The sequence below is a fragment of the Pseudomonas sp. R11-23-07 genome, from assembly GCF_003852295.1.
Taxonomy (GTDB): domain Bacteria; phylum Pseudomonadota; class Gammaproteobacteria; order Pseudomonadales; family Pseudomonadaceae; genus Aquipseudomonas.
This window is the reverse complement of the sequence record NZ_CP027761.1, coordinates 1,036,554-1,052,074: the sequence shown is the minus strand read 5'-3', so window position 1 is coordinate 1,052,074 and position 15,521 is coordinate 1,036,554. Positions and strand designations below refer to the sequence as shown.

The following is a 15,521-nucleotide window of genomic DNA, read 5'->3' as shown; positions in this document are numbered from 1 at the left end:
CTCCAATCAAGCCTTTATGGACTAACGTACTTGATGTCTATAGGACAACACCCTCGGATAGATTAATCTAAGCCGGTTTTTTTGCCCGCCGCCGGAGCCTTTCCCATGCCCACTCGCGAGATCCGCCACCCGCTGATCCGACACAAACTCGGCCTTATGCGCCGTGCCGACATCAGCACGAAGAATTTCCGTGAGCTTGCTCAGGAAGTTGGAGCGCTGCTCACTTACGAAGCCACCAAGGACTTACCCTTGGAAACCTACGAGATCCCCGGTTGGGCCGGTCCCGTACAGGTCGAGAAAATTGCCGGTAAGAAAATTACCGTGGTACCGATCCTGCGCGCCGGTATCGGCATGCTCGAAGGCGTGCTCAGCCTGATCCCGGGCGCCAAGGTCAGCGCCGTCGGCGTGGCCCGCAACGAAGAAACGTTGCAGGCCCACACGTACCTGGAAAAACTCGTCCCGGAAATCAACGAACGCCTGGCCATGATCATCGACCCGATGCTCGCCACCGGCAGTTCCATGGTCGCCACCATCGACCTGTTGAAAAAAGCCGGCTGCAAGGACATCCGCGCCATGGTGCTGGTCGCCGCGCCCGAAGGCATTGCCGCCGTCGAGAAAGCGCACCCTGACGTACAGATCTACACCGCCTCCATCGACGAGCGCCTGAATGAACACGGCTACATCATCCCAGGCCTGGGCGATGCCGGTGACAAGATCTTCGGCACCAAGCAGAAGGACGCGTGAGCATGCAGGATGATTTCAACGACCCGCTTTGGCGCCAGATCCTGTCTGGCGCACAAATGCTCTTCGTAGCATTTGGCGCGCTGGTGTTGATGCCGCTGATCACAGGCCTTGATCCAAACGTCGCACTGTTCACCGCAGGCTTAGGCACGTTGCTGTTCCAGGTGGTGACCGGGCGGCAGGTGCCGGTGTTCCTGGCCTCGAGCTTTGCATTCATCACCCCGATCATTCTCGCCAAGGGCCAATTCGGCCTGGCAGCGACCATGGGCGGGGTGATGGCGGCGGGTTTCGTCTATACCTTCCTGGGCCTTGCCGTGAAGGTCAAAGGCACCGGTTTCATCGACCGACTGCTGCCGCCGGTAGTGATCGGCCCGGTGATTATTTCCATCGGCCTGGCCATGGCGCCGATTGCCGCCAATATGGCGATGGGCAAGTCCGGCGACGGCGCCGAGCTGATCCACTACCAGACGGCCATGCTGATCTCGATGCCCGCGCTGCTGACCACCTTGATCGTGGCGGTGTTCGGCAAGGGCATCTTCCGCCTGGTGCCGATCATCTCCGGCGTGCTGGTGGGGTTTGCCATGTCGTTCTACTTTGGCGTGGTCGACACGGCGAAGATCGCCGCCGCGCCGTGGTTCGCCCTGCCCCACTTCACCGCGCCGGAGTTCAACTGGCAGGCGATCCTGTTTATCGTGCCGGTGGCCCTGGCCCCTGCGATCGAACATATCGGTGGCGTGATAGCGGTCGGCAGCGTGACCGGTCGCGACTACCTGAAGAAACCCGGCCTGCACCGCACGTTGCTGGGTGACGGGATTGCCACGACGGCCGCCGGCCTGTTTGGCGGCCCGCCCAATACCACCTACGCCGAAGTGACGGGCGCGGTGATGCTGACCAAGAACTACAACCCGAAAATCATGACCTGGGCCGCGGTGTTTGCCATCAGCCTGGCGTTTATCGGCAAGTTCGGCGCGCTGCTGCAGAGCATTCCGGTGCCAGTGATGGGCGGAATTCTGTGCCTGCTGTTCGGCTCGATTGCGGCGGTGGGGATGAATACGCTGATTCGCCACAGGATCGACCTGGGTGAAGCGCGCAACCTGGTGATTGTATCGGTGACGCTGGTGTTCGGGATTGGCGGTGTACTGGTGGGTACCGGCACCGGCCCGGACGATTTCGGCCTCAAGGGCATCGCCCTGTGTGCGGTGGTAGCGATTGGTTTGAACCTGCTGTTGCCGGGTAATGATGGTTGGAAGCAAAAAAAGCCGGAAGAACCGCTGCTCTAACCAATGTGGGAGGGGGCTTGCTCCCGATAGGGGTGTAACAGTCAATACATCTGTTGACTGACACACCGCCATCGGGAGCAAGCCCCCTCCCACATTTTGATCTTCAGTGTGGCTTAGAGCTCGCCGAGCCCATCGATCAGCGCCTGGTTCTGCTCCGGCGTCCCGATGCTGATCCGCAGGAACTGGGCAATCCGCTCCTGCTTGAAGTGCCGCACGATCACCCCTTGCTCACGCAGCTTGGCCGCCAGGCCCGCCGCATCATGCTGCGGGTGGCGCGCAAAGATGAAGTTGGCTGCCGAAGGCAACACTTCAAACCCCTTGGCCTGCAACTGGCCGGTGAGTTTTTCACGGCTGTCTATCACCCACCCGCAGGTTTTCTCAAAGTATTCACGGTCCTCAAACGCCACGGCAGCGCCGACAATCGCCAGGCGATCCAGCGGGTAGGAGTTGAAGCTGTTCTTGACCCGCTCCAACGCTTCGATCAGCTCCGGATGTCCCACCGCCAGGCCAACCCGCAGGCCCGCCAGCGAGCGCGACTTGGACAACGTCTGGGTCACCAGCAGGTTCGGGTAATGATCCACCAGGGTGATTGCAGTTTCGCCACCGAAGTCGATATAAGCCTCGTCCACAACCACGACTGATTCCGGGTTGGCCTTGAGGATTTGCTCCACAGCGTCCAGCGCCAGCAGGCACCCGGTTGGCGCGTTCGGGTTGGGAAAGATGATCCCACCATTGGGCTTGGCGTAATCCGCCACGTTGATCTGGAACTGTTCGTCCAACGGCACAGGATCAGACTTGATGCCATAAAGACCGCAGTAAACCGGATAGAAGCTGTAGCTGATATCCGGGAACAAAAGCGGCAACTCGTGCTGGAACAGGCCGTGAAAGATATGCGCCAGGACTTCGTCGGAGCCATTACCAAGGAACACCTTGTTCGCCTCGACGCCGTAATACTTCGCCACCGCTTGCTTGAGTCGGTCGCTGTTGGGGTCCGAGTACAAACGCAGGTCGTCGTTCAACTCGGCCCGCATGGCCTCTAACGCCTTGGGCGAAGGGCCATACGGGTTTTCGTTAGTATTGAGCTTGATCAGCTTGGTCAGCTTTGGCTGCTCGCCGGGCACGTAAGGCACCAGGTCCTTGACGAAAGGGCTCCAGAATTTGCTCATGCCTTACTCTCCCTTGAGGATGCGATATTCAGCGCTGCGCGCGTGGGCGCTCAGCGATTCGCCACGGGCCAGCACCGAGGCGGTCTTGCCCAATTCGGACGCGCCCTGGGGCGAACAGAAGATGATCGATGAGCGCTTCTGGAAGTCATACACCCCCAGCGGCGACGAAAAACGCGCGGTGCCGGAGGTCGGCAATACGTGGTTCGGACCTGCGCAGTAGTCGCCCAGGGCTTCGCTGGTGTGGCGGCCCATGAAGATCGCGCCGGCGTGGCGGATCGACGGCAACCAGGCCTGTGGGTCCGCTACGGACAGCTCAAGGTGCTCCGGCGCGATACGGTTGGCCACTTCGATGGCTTGCTCCATGTCGCTGACCAGAATCAGTGCGCCACGGCCATTGATCGATTTCTCGATGATCTCGGCGCGCTCCATGGTCGGCAACAACTTGTTGATGCTGGCGGCGACCTGATCGAGGAACGCGGCGTCGGGGCTGACCAGGATTGCCTGGGCGTCTTCGTCGTGCTCGGCCTGGGAGAACAGGTCCATGGCGATCCAGTCCGGGTCGGTCTGGCCGTCACACACCACCAGGATTTCCGAGGGGCCGGCGATCATGTCGATACCGACCTGGCCAAACACATGGCGCTTGGCGGTGGCGACGTAGATATTGCCAGGCCCCACCACTTTGTCGACCTTCGGTACGCTTTCGGTGCCATAGGCCAACGCGGCAACCGCTTGGGCGCCACCGATGGTGAACACGCGGTCGACGCCGGCAATGCAGGCGGCAGCCAGCACCAGCTCGTTGATTTCACCACGCGGGGTCGGCACCACCATGACCACTTCGGTCACGCCTGCCACTTTGGCCGGAATCGCGTTCATCAACACCGACGACGGGTACGAGGCCTTGCCGCCCGGCACGTACAGGCCGGCGCGGTCCAGCGGCGTGACCTTCTGGCCCAGTACGGTGCCGTCGGCCTCGGTGTAGCTCCACGAATCCTGCTTCTGTTTTTCGTGATAGCTGCGCACCCGCGCCGCCGCCACTTCCAGGGCTTCACGCTGGGGCGCGGTGATGCGCGTCAGGGCCAGTTCTAGGCGTTCACGGGGCAGAATCAGGTCCGCCATGGACTTGACGTCCAGGCCGTCGAACTGACGGGTGAAATCCACCAGTGCCGCATCGCCGCGCTCGCGCACGGCTTTGATGATCTCGAGCACCCGCTGGTTGACCGAGTCATCGGACACGCTTTCCCAGCTCAGCAGATGATCCAGATGATCGGCGAAATCCGGGTCGGCAGCGTTGAGTCGGGCGATTGCAGTGGACGTGGTCATAGCGAGGGCCTCAATAGAATTGGCAAAAACTCAGGCGCCCTAAACTACCGTTCGCTCCGCTTGGGCACCTGAGAATTCTGGCTATGAGGCGGATAGACGGGCGCAGCCTTTGGGCTACGCGGGTGAGTCAACCGCGGTGTCGAGACTCCACTGCCGTGCGCAGGGTGTCGATCAACGCCTGGATACGGGCATGTTGCATCTTCATCGACGCTTTGTTGACGATCAGGCGGGAGCTGATGTCGGCAATGAAATCCTGGGGCTCGAGACCGTTGGCGCGCAGGGTGTTGCCGGTGTCGACCACGTCGATGATCTTGTCGGCCAGGCCGATCAGCGGCGCCAGCTCCATCGAGCCGTAAAGCTTGATGATATCGACCTGACGGCCTTGTTCGGCGTAGTAGCGTTTGGCGACGTTGACGAACTTGGTCGCCACCCGCAGGCGGCCCTTGGGCTCGACATCGCCGACACGGCCGGCGGTCATCAGTTTGCACAGCGCGATCCGCAGGTCCAGTGGCTCGTAGAGACCCTGGCCGCCGTATTCCATCAGCACGTCCTTACCGGCCACACCGAGGTCGGCGGCGCCATGTTCAACGTAGGTCGGCACGTCGGTAGCCCGCACGATCAGCAGGCGAACGTCGTCTTGGGTCGTGGGGATGATCAGCTTGCGGCTCTTGTCCGGATTCTCGGTCGGCACGATGCCCGCTTCAGCCAGAAGCGGCAACGTGTCGTCAAGGATGCGGCCCTTGGACAGTGCGATGGTCAACATGGGAAGTGTCAGTCCTTCATCAGGCTATTGCTGTCCGGTCGCAAACGGCGCCAGACACAGATCGAGGCCCTTACAGCCTCGATTTGAAACAAACCGGTGTGTGTGTGTGTAGGAGCGAGCTTGCTCGCGAAGAACTCATGGGCACCGCGTTGATTCTGGATAAACGCGTTATCGTTGACGTTTTTCGCGAGCAAGCTCGCTCCTACAGAACGTCGGGGGTTAGCCCGGAACGCGGCGGATTTTAGCGCCGAGCATCTGCAGCTTTTCTTCGATGCACTCGTAGCCACGGTCTATGTGGTAGATGCGGTCAATCAGCGTATCGCCTTCGGCGCAGAGTGCCGAGATCACCAGGCTGGCCGAAGCACGCAGGTCGGTCGCCATCACTGGCGCGCCCTTGAGCTTGTCGATGCCGGTAACGATGGCGGTGTTGCCCTCGACCTGGATCTTGGCGCCCATGCGGTGCAGTTCGTACACATGCATGAAACGGTTTTCGAAGATGGTCTCGATCACGGCGCCGGTACCTTCAGCGATCGCGTTCAGGGAAATGAACTGCGCCTGCATGTCGGTCGGGAATGCGGGGTACGGAGCGGTACGCACGTTGACGGCTTTTGGCCGCTTGCCGTGCATGTTCAGCTCGATCCAGTCTTCACCGGTGGTGATTTCTGCGCCGGCTTCCTTGAGTTTTTCCAGGACGGCTTCGAGGATGGTCGGATCGGTGTCCTTGACCTTCACGCGGCCACCGGTAACGGCGGCGGCAACGAGGTAGGTACCGGTCTCGATGCGGTCCGGCATGACTTTGTAGGTAGCGGTGTGCAGACGTTCTACACCATCAATAGTGATGGTGTCGGTGCCAGCGCCGGAAACCTTCGCGCCCATGGCGTTGAGGAAGTTGGCCAGGTCGACCACTTCGGGCTCGCGCGCGGCGTTTTGCAGGACGCTGCGGCCTTTGGCCAGGGCAGCGGCCATCATGATGTTCTCGGTACCGGTCACGCTGACGGTATCGAAGAAGAAGTTCGCGCCACGCAAGCCGCCTTCCGGCGCCTTGGCCTTGATATAGCCGCCTTCCACGTCGATGACCGCGCCCATGGCTTCAAGGCCACGGATGTGCAGGTCGACCGGACGCGAGCCAATGGCGCAACCGCCAGGCAGGGCCACTTCGGCTTCACCGAAACGCGCGACCATCGGGCCAAGCACCAGGATCGACGCACGCATGGTTTTCACCAGCTCGTACGGGGCGATCAGGGTCTTGATGGTGCGTGGGTCGATTTCGACAGACAACTTCTCGTCGATCACCGGCTCGATGCCCATGCGACCGAACAGCTCGATCATGGTGGTGATGTCGTGCAGGTGCGGCAGGTTGGCCACCGTGACAGGGCCGTCGCACAGCAGGGTCGCTGCCAGGATCGGCAAGGCGGAGTTTTTCGCACCGGAAATGCGGATCTCGCCATCGAGGCGGGCACCGCCGGTAATAATCAATTTATCCATAAGAATCTCGACGCCTTGGGGGCTCAGGTGCGCTCGGCCCAGGCCGCGCGGCTGAAAAATTTCATAGTGACCGCATGGATGCTGCCATCGGTGATCCATGGGTTCAAATGGGCATAGATCTGCTGCTGACGCTTGACCGGGCTCAATGCCGCCAGTTCATCGCTGATCACGTTCAGCTGGAAATTGCAGCCTTCGCCTTCAACTTCTACAGCCGTGTCCGGCAGCTTTCCTTCAAGGAAGCTCTTAACTTCTAGGGCCTGCATGCTCAACCTCTATCGGCGCCCAGTGCGCACGGGTCGCACATCATACAAAAAAAGCCCCGCGCCTGCGAACCCCGCATAGCAGGACTCTGACGGAGGGCTTCTCTGATAAATGTGTATTACGGGTGTGCCAACAGCTCGGCCAATCCGGAAACCTCGGCGATCTCGCGCATGTCTTCAGGCAACGCACGGAGACTGACCGGCTTTTTTACCGCAGCGGCATCGCGCATGAAGCACAGCAGCAACGACAGACCGACGCTGCTGGACTTGGTTACCGCCGAGCAATCCAGCACCAGCGCAGGCGCGGTGCTGGCCTTGATCAGGGCCTGGCCCTGCTTGCGCAGGTCAGGCCCGGTGCGGTAATCGAGCACGCCGCTGAGGAACAGCTCGCCGGCATCGCCGATACGAACAGCCGACTCGGTCATGGCGCTGGTTTCCCGGCTTCCTTATCGGAAGTTTCCTTGGCCTTGGCCACTTCGCCGGCCCAACCATTGATGGTCTTGTCCAGGTCGTTGCCATTGCGCTGCATCGCGTCGGCGAACTGGTCACGGAACAGCTTGCCGATATTGATGCCGTTGATGATCACGTTACGCAGCTTCCACTCGCCATTGACCTTCTCCAGCGTGTACTGCACAGGGTACACGGCGCCATTGGTGCCTTTGACGGTCATGTTGACGCTGGTGCGATCACCCGACTCATCACCGGCCGGAGCGACGGTAATCCCCTGATTGTTGTACTCAAGCAAGGCGTTACCGTAGAACTGGAACAGGCCGCGCTTGAAGTTTTCCTGGAAACGCTGCATCTGCGCAGGTGTGGCCTTGCGCGAATACTTGACGGTCATGATGCTTTTGGAGATGCCTTCGGCATCCACCACCGGACCGACAATGGTATTGAGCGCGTTGTAGAACTGGCTCGGGTCTTGTTTGTACTTTTCCTTGTTGGCCGACAGGTCAGCCAACATTTTGTTGGTGGTGTCCTGCACCAGTTCGTGGGCAGAACCGGCTGCGTTGGCCATCAACGGCAGCGCTGCAAGCAGAACCAGAAGGCCACGTCGCAAGGTAGAGAGCATGAACAGATTCCTCATTTGGCGTCTTTATTGACCGTGTTGAGCAGGAATTTACCGATCAGGTCTTCAAGCACCAACGACGACTGTGTGTCGTGGATGGTCGAGCCATCCTTGAGCAGGGCTGTTTCCCCACCTACGCTGACACCGATGTACTTCTCGCCCAGCAGGCCAGCAGTGAGGATAGATGCCGTGGAGTCAGTCGGCAGATTATCTACCTTCTTGTCCAACTGCATCGTCACTCGGCCGGTGAAGCTGTCGCGATCCAGATCGATTGCCGTGACCTTGCCGATGGTCACACCGGCCATGGTCACTTTAGCTCTGACCGTCAAACCGGCGATATTGTCGAAGTACGCATAAAGTTTATATGTGTCGGCGGTGGGGCTGGCCGACAGGCCACTGACCCGCAGGGCCAGCAACAGTAAAGCCAGGATGCCAGCCAGCAAGAAAAGGCCGACACCGATCTCCACAGTGCGGTTTTGCATCAGAAATCTCCAAACATCAAGGCGGTCAAAATGAAGTCAAGGCCCAGTACCGCCAGCGAGGCGTATACAACGGTCTTGGTGGTGGCGCGACTGATCCCTTCTGAAGTGGGCTCACAGTCATAGCCTTGGAATACGGCGATCCAGGTCACTACAAAGGCGAAAACGATGCTCTTTATGATGCCGTTGAGCACGTCACCCGTGAAGGTCACGCTGTTTTGCATGTTGGCCCAGTAGGAACCGTCGTAGACGCCCAACCAGTCCACCGCCACCCACGAACCGCCCCAGATCCCGACCACGCTGAAGATCATTGCCAGCAGCGGAAGGGAAATGAAGCCGGCCCACAGGCGCGGGGCAACAATGTACTTGAGCGGGTCCACGCCGATCATTTCCAGGCTGGACAGCTGTTCGGTGGACTTCATGTTACCGATTTCGGCGGTCAACGCAGAACCTGCACGCCCGGCGAACAGCAACGCGGTGACCACCGGCCCCAGTTCACGCAACAGCGTCAGGGCAACCATCTGCCCTACCGCCTGTTCTGAACCGTAGCTGGACAGAATGTTGAAGCCTTGCAGCGCCAGCACCATGCCGATGAACATCCCGGAGACCACGATGATCACCAGGGACATCACGCCGACCGCATGCAGTTGCTTGAGCAGCAAGCCAAAGCCGCCGCCGATGCCGCCGCGGCCGAGCAAGGCGTGAAACAGGAAAATAGTCGAACGCCCGAGGACTTCGACGATGTCGATGCCCGAGCGACCGAAAAGGCGAACCTTTTCGATAATAGATGTCTTGCGCATCAGCGCTTCCCCAGAAGATCTGCGCGGTAGTCCGCTGCCGGAAAGTGAAAAGGCACCGGGCCATCAGGATCGCCGGTCATGAATTGGCGAATGCGCGGGTTATCGGCGTTCATCAGCTCTTCTGGCGTCCCCTGCCCCAGCACCTGGCCATCACCCACTACATAGAGGTAGTCAGCGATGCTCGCGGTTTCGGCCAGATCGTGAGATACCACGATGCTGGTGATGCCCAAGGCATCGTTGAGCAGACGGATCAGGCGCACCAGTACGCCCATGGCGATGGGGTCCTGGCCTACGAAAGGCTCGTCATACATGAGGATCTGCGGGTCGAGGGCGATGGCTCGCGCCAGGGCGACACGACGCTTCATGCCACCGGACAATTCGTCAGGCATCAGGTCGATGGCCCCGCGAAGCCCTACGGCCTGCAGCTTGAGCAACACAATGTCACGAATCATCTCGTCGGACAGCTGGGTATGCACCCGCAGCGGGAACGCTACGTTTTCGAAAACATCGAGGTCGGTAAACAGCGCACCGCTCTGGAACAGTACCCCCATGTGCTTGCGCGCATCGAACAGATCGCTGCGCGACAGCGTCGGCAGGTTCTGGCCGTTGACCCACACTTCGCCGGCACTGGGGCGCAATTGCATGCCCATCAGGCGCAACAAGGTGGTCTTGCCGCAACCGGAAGGCCCCATGATGCCCGTGACTTTTCCGCGAGGAATGCGAATATCGACGTTATTGAAGATGCTGCGCGTACCGCGCTTGAAGGAAAGGCCCTTCAGCTCGACCGCGTAGGCGTTATCGGCACTCATCTAATCTCCTTGGGATGCAGCCTTTCACTCAGACACCATGTATGCGATTTTGGTTTGCAACGGATGTGCAATAGTTACGCCATGGGTTGGGCGGACCGAACTGGCCGCGAACTATATCACTGCTGGTGCAGAGCCCCCAAGGCCGGAACAGCGCTTGTTCAGATTCAGCACAGGGAAAAACGTTGCCGGCGATGTTATTCAGACGAATCTTGGAGACGCTTAGAATAAAGCCTGACGAACTTATGTGAGCGAATCGATCATTACCGCTATAATCGCCGACTTTTCGTCAGGCTATACGACTTCAGACATGAGCCAATCCAGCGACCTCATCCAATCCGCACAACGCACCATCCGCCTCGAGCTGGAAGCCGTAGAAGGTTTGTTGGCGCATATCGACGCAGATTTCGTACGCGCCTGCGAGATGATTCTGGCCAGCAAAGGCCGCGTTGTCGTGGTTGGCATGGGTAAGTCCGGCCACGTCGGCAACAAGATCGCCGCTACGCTGGCCAGCACCGGAACCACAGCGTTCTTCGTGCACCCGGCCGAAGCCAGCCATGGTGATATGGGCATGATTACCAAGGATGACGTGATTCTGGCATTGTCCAACTCCGGTACCACTAACGAAATCGTCACCCTGCTGCCTCTGATCAAGCGCCTGGGCATCAAGATGATCAGCGTCACCGGCAACCCGGAATCGACACTGGCCAAGGCCGCCGAAGTGAACTTGAACGTTCATGTCGCCCATGAAGCCTGTCCGCTGAACCTGGCGCCCACCTCGTCGACGACTGCGGCACTGGTCATGGGCGACGCGCTGGCGGTGGCGCTGCTTGAGGCTCGTGGGTTCACCGCTGAAGATTTCGCATTTTCGCACCCCGGTGGCGCCCTGGGCCGTCGCTTGCTGTTGAAAGTGGAAAACGTCATGCATGCGGGCGATGAACTGCCCCACGTGCAACGCGGCACCTTGCTCAAGGACGCGTTGATGGAAATGACCCGCAAGGGCCTGGGCATGACCGTGATCCTGGAAGCCGATGGCCGACTGGCCGGCGTGTTCACCGACGGTGATCTGCGGCGCACCCTGGACCGGGCCATCGACATCCATACCGCAACCATCGATGCCGTGATGACGCCCCACGGCAAGACCGCGCGCGCCGAGATGCTTGCAGCCGAAGCCCTGAAGATCATGGAAGACCACAAGATCGGCGCGCTGGTGGTGGTCGATGACCACGACCACCCTATCGGCGCCCTGAACATGCACGACTTGTTGCGTGCAGGAGTGATGTAAATGACCAGCGACCTGTTGCAACGCGGTAAAAACATCAAGTTGGCGATATTCGACGTCGATGGCGTGCTGACCGATGGCCGCCTGTACTTTCTCGAAGACGGCAGCGAATTCAAGACGTTCAACACCCTCGACGGCCAGGGCATCAAGATGCTGATGGCGGCAGGCGTACAAACAGCGATTATCAGCGGTCGAAAGACCCCCGTTGTGGAACGTCGCGCACAAAACCTCGGAATTGCTCACCTGTATCAAGGCCGCGAGGATAAACTGGTGGTGCTGGACGAGCTTCTTGGCCAACTCAACCTAAGCTATGAACAGGTCGCCTATCTGGGTGACGATCTGCCTGACCTGCCGGTGATCCGTCGGGTAGGCCTGGGCATGGCCGTCGCCAATGCCGCAGCGTTTGTGCGTGAACACGCCCATGGCATTACCGCCGCCCGCGGTGGCGAAGGTGCCGCCCGCGAGTTCTGCGAGTTGATCCTGCGTGCCCAGGGCAGTCTTGAAGCGGCCCACGCCGCCTACTTATAGAGCGTTATATGCTGAGCAAAAAGATTCGCAACTTCCTGCTATTCGGAGCCATCGCCGCGCTGTTGCTCGCGGTGGGCTACTGGAATATCAGCCCGGAGCGCTTTCTCGACAAGCCTGTCGTGCAGGTTGATGAAAGTGTCATCGACAACTTCGCCACCAACACCCATACCGTGCAGTTCCTGCCCGATGGCAAGGTGCAGTACGAGTTGGTCTCCGACAAGGTCGAGCGCTTGAAAGCCTCGGAAGTCAGCCTGCTGACCAACCCGGACTTGAACATGTACCGTGGCACCGAACTGCCATGGCACGTCACCAGCCTGCGTGGCGAGGTCAATCCGGACGGCACCGAAATCGAACTGATCGACTCGGTGCGCGTCGCACGTACAGACGCGCAGAACCGGGACACCATTATTACCAGCAGTCGCATGACGGTATTCCCACAACAGCAATATGCGCAGACCGAGCAAGACGTTAGAATCGACGGCGCTGGCGGTGTATCGACCGGCAAGGGAATGAAAGCGTATTTGAAAGAAAGCAGGATACACCTGCTATCGAACGTAAGAGGACAGTATGAGGCTCGTTAAAACCCTCCCTATTTTGCTCGGTCTGGGCGCAGCACTGGGAAGCGTGAGCGCCTGGGCTCTGCCGAACGATAGCCAGCAACCGATCCACATCTCGGCCGACGATGCGCAGCTGGATGACAAGCAAGGCGTCGCGACCTACACCGGTGGCGTGATCATCACCCAAGGCTCGATGAAGATCACCGGTAATACGGTGACCCTGACTCGCACCCAGGCTGGCGATATCGACGTCGTGACCTCGGTGGGCAACCTGGCTTACTTCGAGCAGAAGCAAAAGGCAGAAGACCCAGGGCCGATGAAAGGCTATGGCAAGACTATCCAGTACCATGCCCAGCAAAATCGCATTGTGCTGATTGACCAGGCCAAGGTGCTCAGTGCCGACGGTAACTCCACCGAAGGCGAGAAGATCGTCTACAACACCCAGACCCAGGTCGCCCAGGCGGGTCGCGCCAATGGCAACAAGGTCACCGCGCCTCGCCCACGGATCGACATGGTCATCCAGCCGAAGAAGAAGGCCGAGTAATGGCAACCCTGAAAGCCCAGCATCTGGCCAAGGCCTATAAAAGCCGCCAGGTGGTACGCGATGTCAGCCTGTCGATCGACAGCGGCCAGATTGTCGGTCTGCTCGGCCCCAACGGTGCCGGCAAGACCACGTGCTTCTACATGATCGTCGGGCTGGTCCAGGCGGACCAGGGGCGTGTATTGATCGATGACCTGGACGTCAGCCACCAGCCGATGCACGGCCGTGCGCGCGCAGGTATCGGCTATCTTCCGCAGGAGGCGTCGATCTTCCGCAAACTGTCGGTAGCCGACAACATCATGGCAATCCTCGAGACCCGCAAGGAACTCGACCGCGACGGCCGCCGCCAGGAATTGGAAAGCCTGTTGCAGGAGTTCCACATCAACCACATTCGCGACAACCTCGGCATGAGCTTGTCCGGTGGTGAGCGTCGCCGCGTGGAGATCGCCCGCGCCCTGGCGACCGCCCCCAAATTCATCTTGCTGGACGAACCGTTCGCTGGCGTTGACCCGATTTCGGTGGGCGACATCAAGCAGATCATTCACCACCTCAAGGCCAAGGGCATCGGTGTGCTGATCACCGACCACAACGTCCGTGAAACCCTCGATATCTGCGAAACCGCTTATATCGTCAACGACGGGCAATTGATTGCCGAAGGTGATTCCGCGACGATCCTGGCCAACGAACTGGTGAAGGAAGTTTATCTGGGTCACGAGTTCCGCCTGTAAACACGGTGATATCGGGCCCTTTGCGAGCGCGCGAGCGAGTCAATAAAAAACTCAGCTTTTTTATTGTTACCGCGCTCTAGGCAAAGGCCCCGATATCAGGCATATAATTTGCTTATGTTTGGCGCTCACGCGCCCTGTCGTGGATGGCGCATTGCGCCGGCGAATAAGGTGTTAAGCCCCTGCCATGAAACCATCGCTAGTCCTGAGAATGGGCCAGCAGCTGACGATGACACCGCAGCTGCAACAGGCCATCCGCCTGCTCCAATTGTCGACCCTGGACCTGCAACAGGAAATCCAGGAGGCCCTGGAGTCCAATCCGATGCTCGAACGCCAGGAAGAAGGCGACGACTTCGACAATACCGACCCCTTGGCCGACAATATCGAGCAAAAGCCCAATCCTGATGTACAGGAACCGTCCTATCAGGAAACCGCCCCTACGGTGGACAACCTTGAGGACGGCGAATGGAACGAACGCATTCCCAACGAGCTTCCGGTGGACACCGCATGGGAAGACGTCTACCAGACCAGCGCCAGCAGCCTGCCCAGCAATGACGATGACGAATGGGACTTTACCACCCGTACGTCGGTCGGCGAGAGCCTGCAGAGCCACCTGCTGTGGCAGCTGAACCTGGCGCCGATGTCCGACACCGATCGCTTGATCGCCGTCACCCTGATCGACTGCATCAATAACCAGGGTTATCTGGACGAAACGCTCGAAGAAATTCTTGAGGCCTTCGACCCGGAGCTGGATATCGAACTGGACGAGATCGAAGCCGTCCTGCACCGTATCCAGCAATTCGAACCCGCCGGCATTGGCGCCCGTACGCTCAGCGAGTGCCTGCTGCTGCAATTGCGCCAGCTACCGGCCAAAACCCCGTGGCTCGCTGAAGCCAAGCGCCTGGTCAGCGACTACATCGACCTGCTCGGCAGCCGCGACTACAGCCAGCTGATGCGCCGCATGAAGCTCAAGGAAGACGAGCTGCGCCAGGTTATCGAGCTGGTTCAGAGCCTCAACCCTCGGCCGGGCTCGCAGATCGAGTCCAGCGAAGCCGAATATGTCGTGCCTGATGTGATCGTGCGCAAAGACAACGAGCGCTGGCTGGTGGAACTGAACCAGGAGTCGGTGCCACGTCTGCGGGTCAACCCACAATACGCCGGCTTCGTGCGCCGCGCCGATACCAGCGCCGACAACACCTTCATGCGCAACCAGCTGCAGGAAGCACGCTGGTTCATCAAGAGCCTGCAAAGCCGCAATGAAACCCTGATGAAAGTGGCCACCCAGATCGTCGAGCACCAGCGCGGCTTCCTGGAATATGGCGACGAGGCAATGAAGCCCCTGGTACTGCACGACATCGCTGAAGCGGTCGGCATGCACGAATCGACGATTTCACGGGTGACCACGCAAAAATTCATGCATACCCCACGGGGTATTTATGAGCTGAAATACTTTTTCTCCAGCCATGTAAGCACCTCCGAAGGCGGCGAATGCTCGTCCACGGCGATCCGCGCGATCATCAAAAAACTGGTTGCCGCGGAAAATCAGAAAAAGCCGTTGAGTGACAGCAAGATCGCTGGTTTACTGGAGGCACAAGGCATTCAGGTCGCCCGTCGAACCGTCGCCAAGTACCGCGAGTCTCTCGGGATCGCGCCTTCCAGCGAGCGAAAGCGTTTGATGTGACGGGCGGGGCACAGCGTTCCAGTGGCAGGCGCTTTTCGCCT

The 15,521-nt window shown here is 59.6% G+C and carries 19 protein-coding genes; 8 read left to right on the top strand and 11 right to left on the bottom strand.

Annotated elements, in window-relative coordinates:
* The first annotated feature begins 105 nt into the window (after positions 1–105).
* Both upp and C4J84_RS04600 read left to right on the top strand, forming a co-directional pair.
* Positions 106–744, top strand: a complete 639-nt coding sequence (gene upp / locus C4J84_RS04605) for a uracil phosphoribosyltransferase (RefSeq protein WP_017138223.1) — start codon at positions 106–108, stop codon at positions 742–744.
* Between the two features lie 2 nt (positions 745–746).
* A complete protein-coding gene (locus C4J84_RS04600; RefSeq protein ID WP_124434982.1) occupies positions 747–2,021 on the top strand; it encodes a uracil-xanthine permease family protein in 1,275 nt (424 codons plus the stop codon).
* Positions 2,022–2,134: 113 nt separating this feature from the next.
* Here the strand turns inward: C4J84_RS04600 and hisC are convergent, their stop codons facing one another.
* From hisC to C4J84_RS04545, 11 genes are all read right to left on the bottom strand, one after another.
* On the bottom strand, positions 2,135–3,187 hold the full coding sequence (gene hisC / locus C4J84_RS04595) for a histidinol-phosphate transaminase (protein WP_124434981.1): 1,053 nt from the start codon (positions 3,185–3,187) through the stop codon (positions 2,135–2,137).
* Positions 3,188–3,190: 3 nt separating this feature from the next.
* Positions 3,191–4,507: a histidinol dehydrogenase gene (gene hisD, locus C4J84_RS04590; protein WP_124361322.1), complete on the bottom strand. Its 1,317-nt coding sequence runs from the start codon at positions 4,505–4,507 to the stop codon at positions 3,191–3,193.
* A 127-nt stretch (positions 4,508–4,634) separates the two neighbouring features.
* Positions 4,635–5,270: an ATP phosphoribosyltransferase gene (gene hisG, locus C4J84_RS04585; RefSeq protein ID WP_003171824.1), complete on the bottom strand. Its 636-nt coding sequence runs from the start codon at positions 5,268–5,270 to the stop codon at positions 4,635–4,637.
* 8 nt (positions 5,271–5,278) lie between these two features.
* Positions 5,279–5,464: a hypothetical protein gene (locus C4J84_RS04580; protein ID WP_124434980.1), complete on the bottom strand. Its 186-nt coding sequence runs from the start codon at positions 5,462–5,464 to the stop codon at positions 5,279–5,281.
* Positions 5,465–5,489: 25 nt separating this feature from the next.
* Positions 5,490–6,755, bottom strand: a complete 1,266-nt coding sequence (gene murA, locus C4J84_RS04575; protein ID WP_043050767.1) for a UDP-N-acetylglucosamine 1-carboxyvinyltransferase — start codon at positions 6,753–6,755, stop codon at positions 5,490–5,492.
* A 23-nt stretch (positions 6,756–6,778) separates the two neighbouring features.
* On the bottom strand, positions 6,779–7,018 hold the full coding sequence (locus tag C4J84_RS04570; protein WP_124361320.1) for a BolA family protein: 240 nt from the start codon (positions 7,016–7,018) through the stop codon (positions 6,779–6,781).
* 116 nt (positions 7,019–7,134) lie between these two features.
* The gene (locus tag C4J84_RS04565) at positions 7,135–7,440 is read right to left on the bottom strand and encodes a lipid asymmetry maintenance protein MlaB (protein WP_124434979.1); all 306 of its coding nucleotides are present in this window, start codon (positions 7,438–7,440) and stop codon (positions 7,135–7,137) included.
* Positions 7,437–8,084, bottom strand: coding sequence for a phospholipid-binding protein MlaC (locus tag C4J84_RS04560; protein WP_124365847.1), 648 nt, complete (start codon positions 8,082–8,084; stop codon positions 7,437–7,439). Before C4J84_RS04560 ends, C4J84_RS04565 begins: the two co-directional genes overlap by 4 nt.
* Before the next feature lie 11 nt (positions 8,085–8,095).
* A complete protein-coding gene (gene mlaD, locus C4J84_RS04555) occupies positions 8,096–8,563 on the bottom strand; it encodes an outer membrane lipid asymmetry maintenance protein MlaD (RefSeq protein WP_003171814.1) in 468 nt (155 codons plus the stop codon).
* Entirely contained in the window at positions 8,563–9,360 is a 798-nt protein-coding gene (gene mlaE, locus C4J84_RS04550; RefSeq protein WP_124365846.1) for a lipid asymmetry maintenance ABC transporter permease subunit MlaE, read from the bottom strand. The genes mlaD and mlaE overlap by 1 nt, the downstream gene beginning before the upstream one ends.
* Positions 9,360–10,169 (bottom strand): ATP-binding cassette domain-containing protein, encoded by an 810-nt coding sequence (locus tag C4J84_RS04545; RefSeq protein ID WP_057724577.1) that lies wholly within the window; start codon positions 10,167–10,169, stop codon positions 9,360–9,362. The genes mlaE and C4J84_RS04545 overlap by 1 nt, the downstream gene beginning before the upstream one ends.
* A gap of 307 nt (positions 10,170–10,476) precedes the next feature.
* Here C4J84_RS04545 and C4J84_RS04540 point away from each other — a divergent pair, with 307 nt between their 5' ends.
* From C4J84_RS04540 to C4J84_RS04515, 6 genes are all read left to right on the top strand, one after another.
* Entirely contained in the window at positions 10,477–11,451 is a 975-nt protein-coding gene (locus C4J84_RS04540) for a KpsF/GutQ family sugar-phosphate isomerase (RefSeq protein ID WP_124419300.1), read from the top strand.
* The gene (locus tag C4J84_RS04535; RefSeq protein WP_124365844.1) at positions 11,452–11,976 is read left to right on the top strand and encodes an HAD family hydrolase; all 525 of its coding nucleotides are present in this window, start codon (positions 11,452–11,454) and stop codon (positions 11,974–11,976) included.
* Positions 11,977–11,984: 8 nt separating this feature from the next.
* Complete coding sequence (lptC, locus tag C4J84_RS04530) at positions 11,985–12,557, top strand: LPS export ABC transporter periplasmic protein LptC (RefSeq protein ID WP_124361315.1); 573 nt, start codon at positions 11,985–11,987, stop codon at positions 12,555–12,557.
* Positions 12,544–13,077: a lipopolysaccharide transport periplasmic protein LptA gene (lptA, locus tag C4J84_RS04525; RefSeq protein ID WP_043050759.1), complete on the top strand. Its 534-nt coding sequence runs from the start codon at positions 12,544–12,546 to the stop codon at positions 13,075–13,077. Before lptC ends, lptA begins: the two co-directional genes overlap by 14 nt.
* Positions 13,077–13,802 carry an LPS export ABC transporter ATP-binding protein gene (gene lptB, locus C4J84_RS04520; protein WP_004372092.1) on the top strand — a complete coding sequence of 242 codons (726 nt, stop codon included), beginning with the start codon at positions 13,077–13,079 and terminating at the stop codon, positions 13,800–13,802. Before lptA ends, lptB begins: the two co-directional genes overlap by 1 nt.
* 184 nt (positions 13,803–13,986) lie before the next feature.
* The gene (locus tag C4J84_RS04515; protein WP_057724573.1) at positions 13,987–15,480 is read left to right on the top strand and encodes an RNA polymerase factor sigma-54; all 1,494 of its coding nucleotides are present in this window, start codon (positions 13,987–13,989) and stop codon (positions 15,478–15,480) included.
* Positions 15,481–15,521 lie beyond the last annotated feature (41 nt).

Bases quoted from the DNA above. Each gene is read 5' to 3' on its own strand.
- upp (WP_017138223.1), top strand. From the start codon at position 106: ATGCCCACTCGCGAGATCCGCCACCCGCTGATCCGACACAAACTCGGC.
- C4J84_RS04600 (WP_124434982.1), top strand. From the start codon at position 747: ATGCAGGATGATTTCAACGACCCGCTTTGGCGCCAGATCCTGTCTGGC.
- hisC (WP_124434981.1), bottom strand. From the start codon at position 3,187: ATGAGCAAATTCTGGAGCCCTTTCGTCAAGGACCTGGTGCCTTACGTG.
- hisD (WP_124361322.1), bottom strand. From the start codon at position 4,507: ATGACCACGTCCACTGCAATCGCCCGACTCAACGCTGCCGACCCGGAT.
- hisG (WP_003171824.1), bottom strand. From the start codon at position 5,270: ATGTTGACCATCGCACTGTCCAAGGGCCGCATCCTTGACGACACGTTG.
- murA (WP_043050767.1), bottom strand. From the start codon at position 6,755: ATGGATAAATTGATTATTACCGGCGGTGCCCGCCTCGATGGCGAGATC.
- C4J84_RS04570 (WP_124361320.1), bottom strand. From the start codon at position 7,018: ATGCAGGCCCTAGAAGTTAAGAGCTTCCTTGAAGGAAAGCTGCCGGAC.
- C4J84_RS04565 (WP_124434979.1), bottom strand. From the start codon at position 7,440: ATGACCGAGTCGGCTGTTCGTATCGGCGATGCCGGCGAGCTGTTCCTC.
- C4J84_RS04560 (WP_124365847.1), bottom strand. From the start codon at position 8,084: ATGCTCTCTACCTTGCGACGTGGCCTTCTGGTTCTGCTTGCAGCGCTG.
- mlaD (WP_003171814.1), bottom strand. From the start codon at position 8,563: ATGCAAAACCGCACTGTGGAGATCGGTGTCGGCCTTTTCTTGCTGGCT.
- mlaE (WP_124365846.1), bottom strand. From the start codon at position 9,360: ATGCGCAAGACATCTATTATCGAAAAGGTTCGCCTTTTCGGTCGCTCG.
- C4J84_RS04545 (WP_057724577.1), bottom strand. From the start codon at position 10,169: ATGAGTGCCGATAACGCCTACGCGGTCGAGCTGAAGGGCCTTTCCTTC.
- C4J84_RS04540 (WP_124419300.1), top strand. From the start codon at position 10,477: ATGAGCCAATCCAGCGACCTCATCCAATCCGCACAACGCACCATCCGC.
- C4J84_RS04535 (WP_124365844.1), top strand. From the start codon at position 11,452: ATGACCAGCGACCTGTTGCAACGCGGTAAAAACATCAAGTTGGCGATA.
- lptC (WP_124361315.1), top strand. From the start codon at position 11,985: ATGCTGAGCAAAAAGATTCGCAACTTCCTGCTATTCGGAGCCATCGCC.
- lptA (WP_043050759.1), top strand. From the start codon at position 12,544: ATGAGGCTCGTTAAAACCCTCCCTATTTTGCTCGGTCTGGGCGCAGCA.
- lptB (WP_004372092.1), top strand. From the start codon at position 13,077: ATGGCAACCCTGAAAGCCCAGCATCTGGCCAAGGCCTATAAAAGCCGC.
- C4J84_RS04515 (WP_057724573.1), top strand. From the start codon at position 13,987: ATGAAACCATCGCTAGTCCTGAGAATGGGCCAGCAGCTGACGATGACA.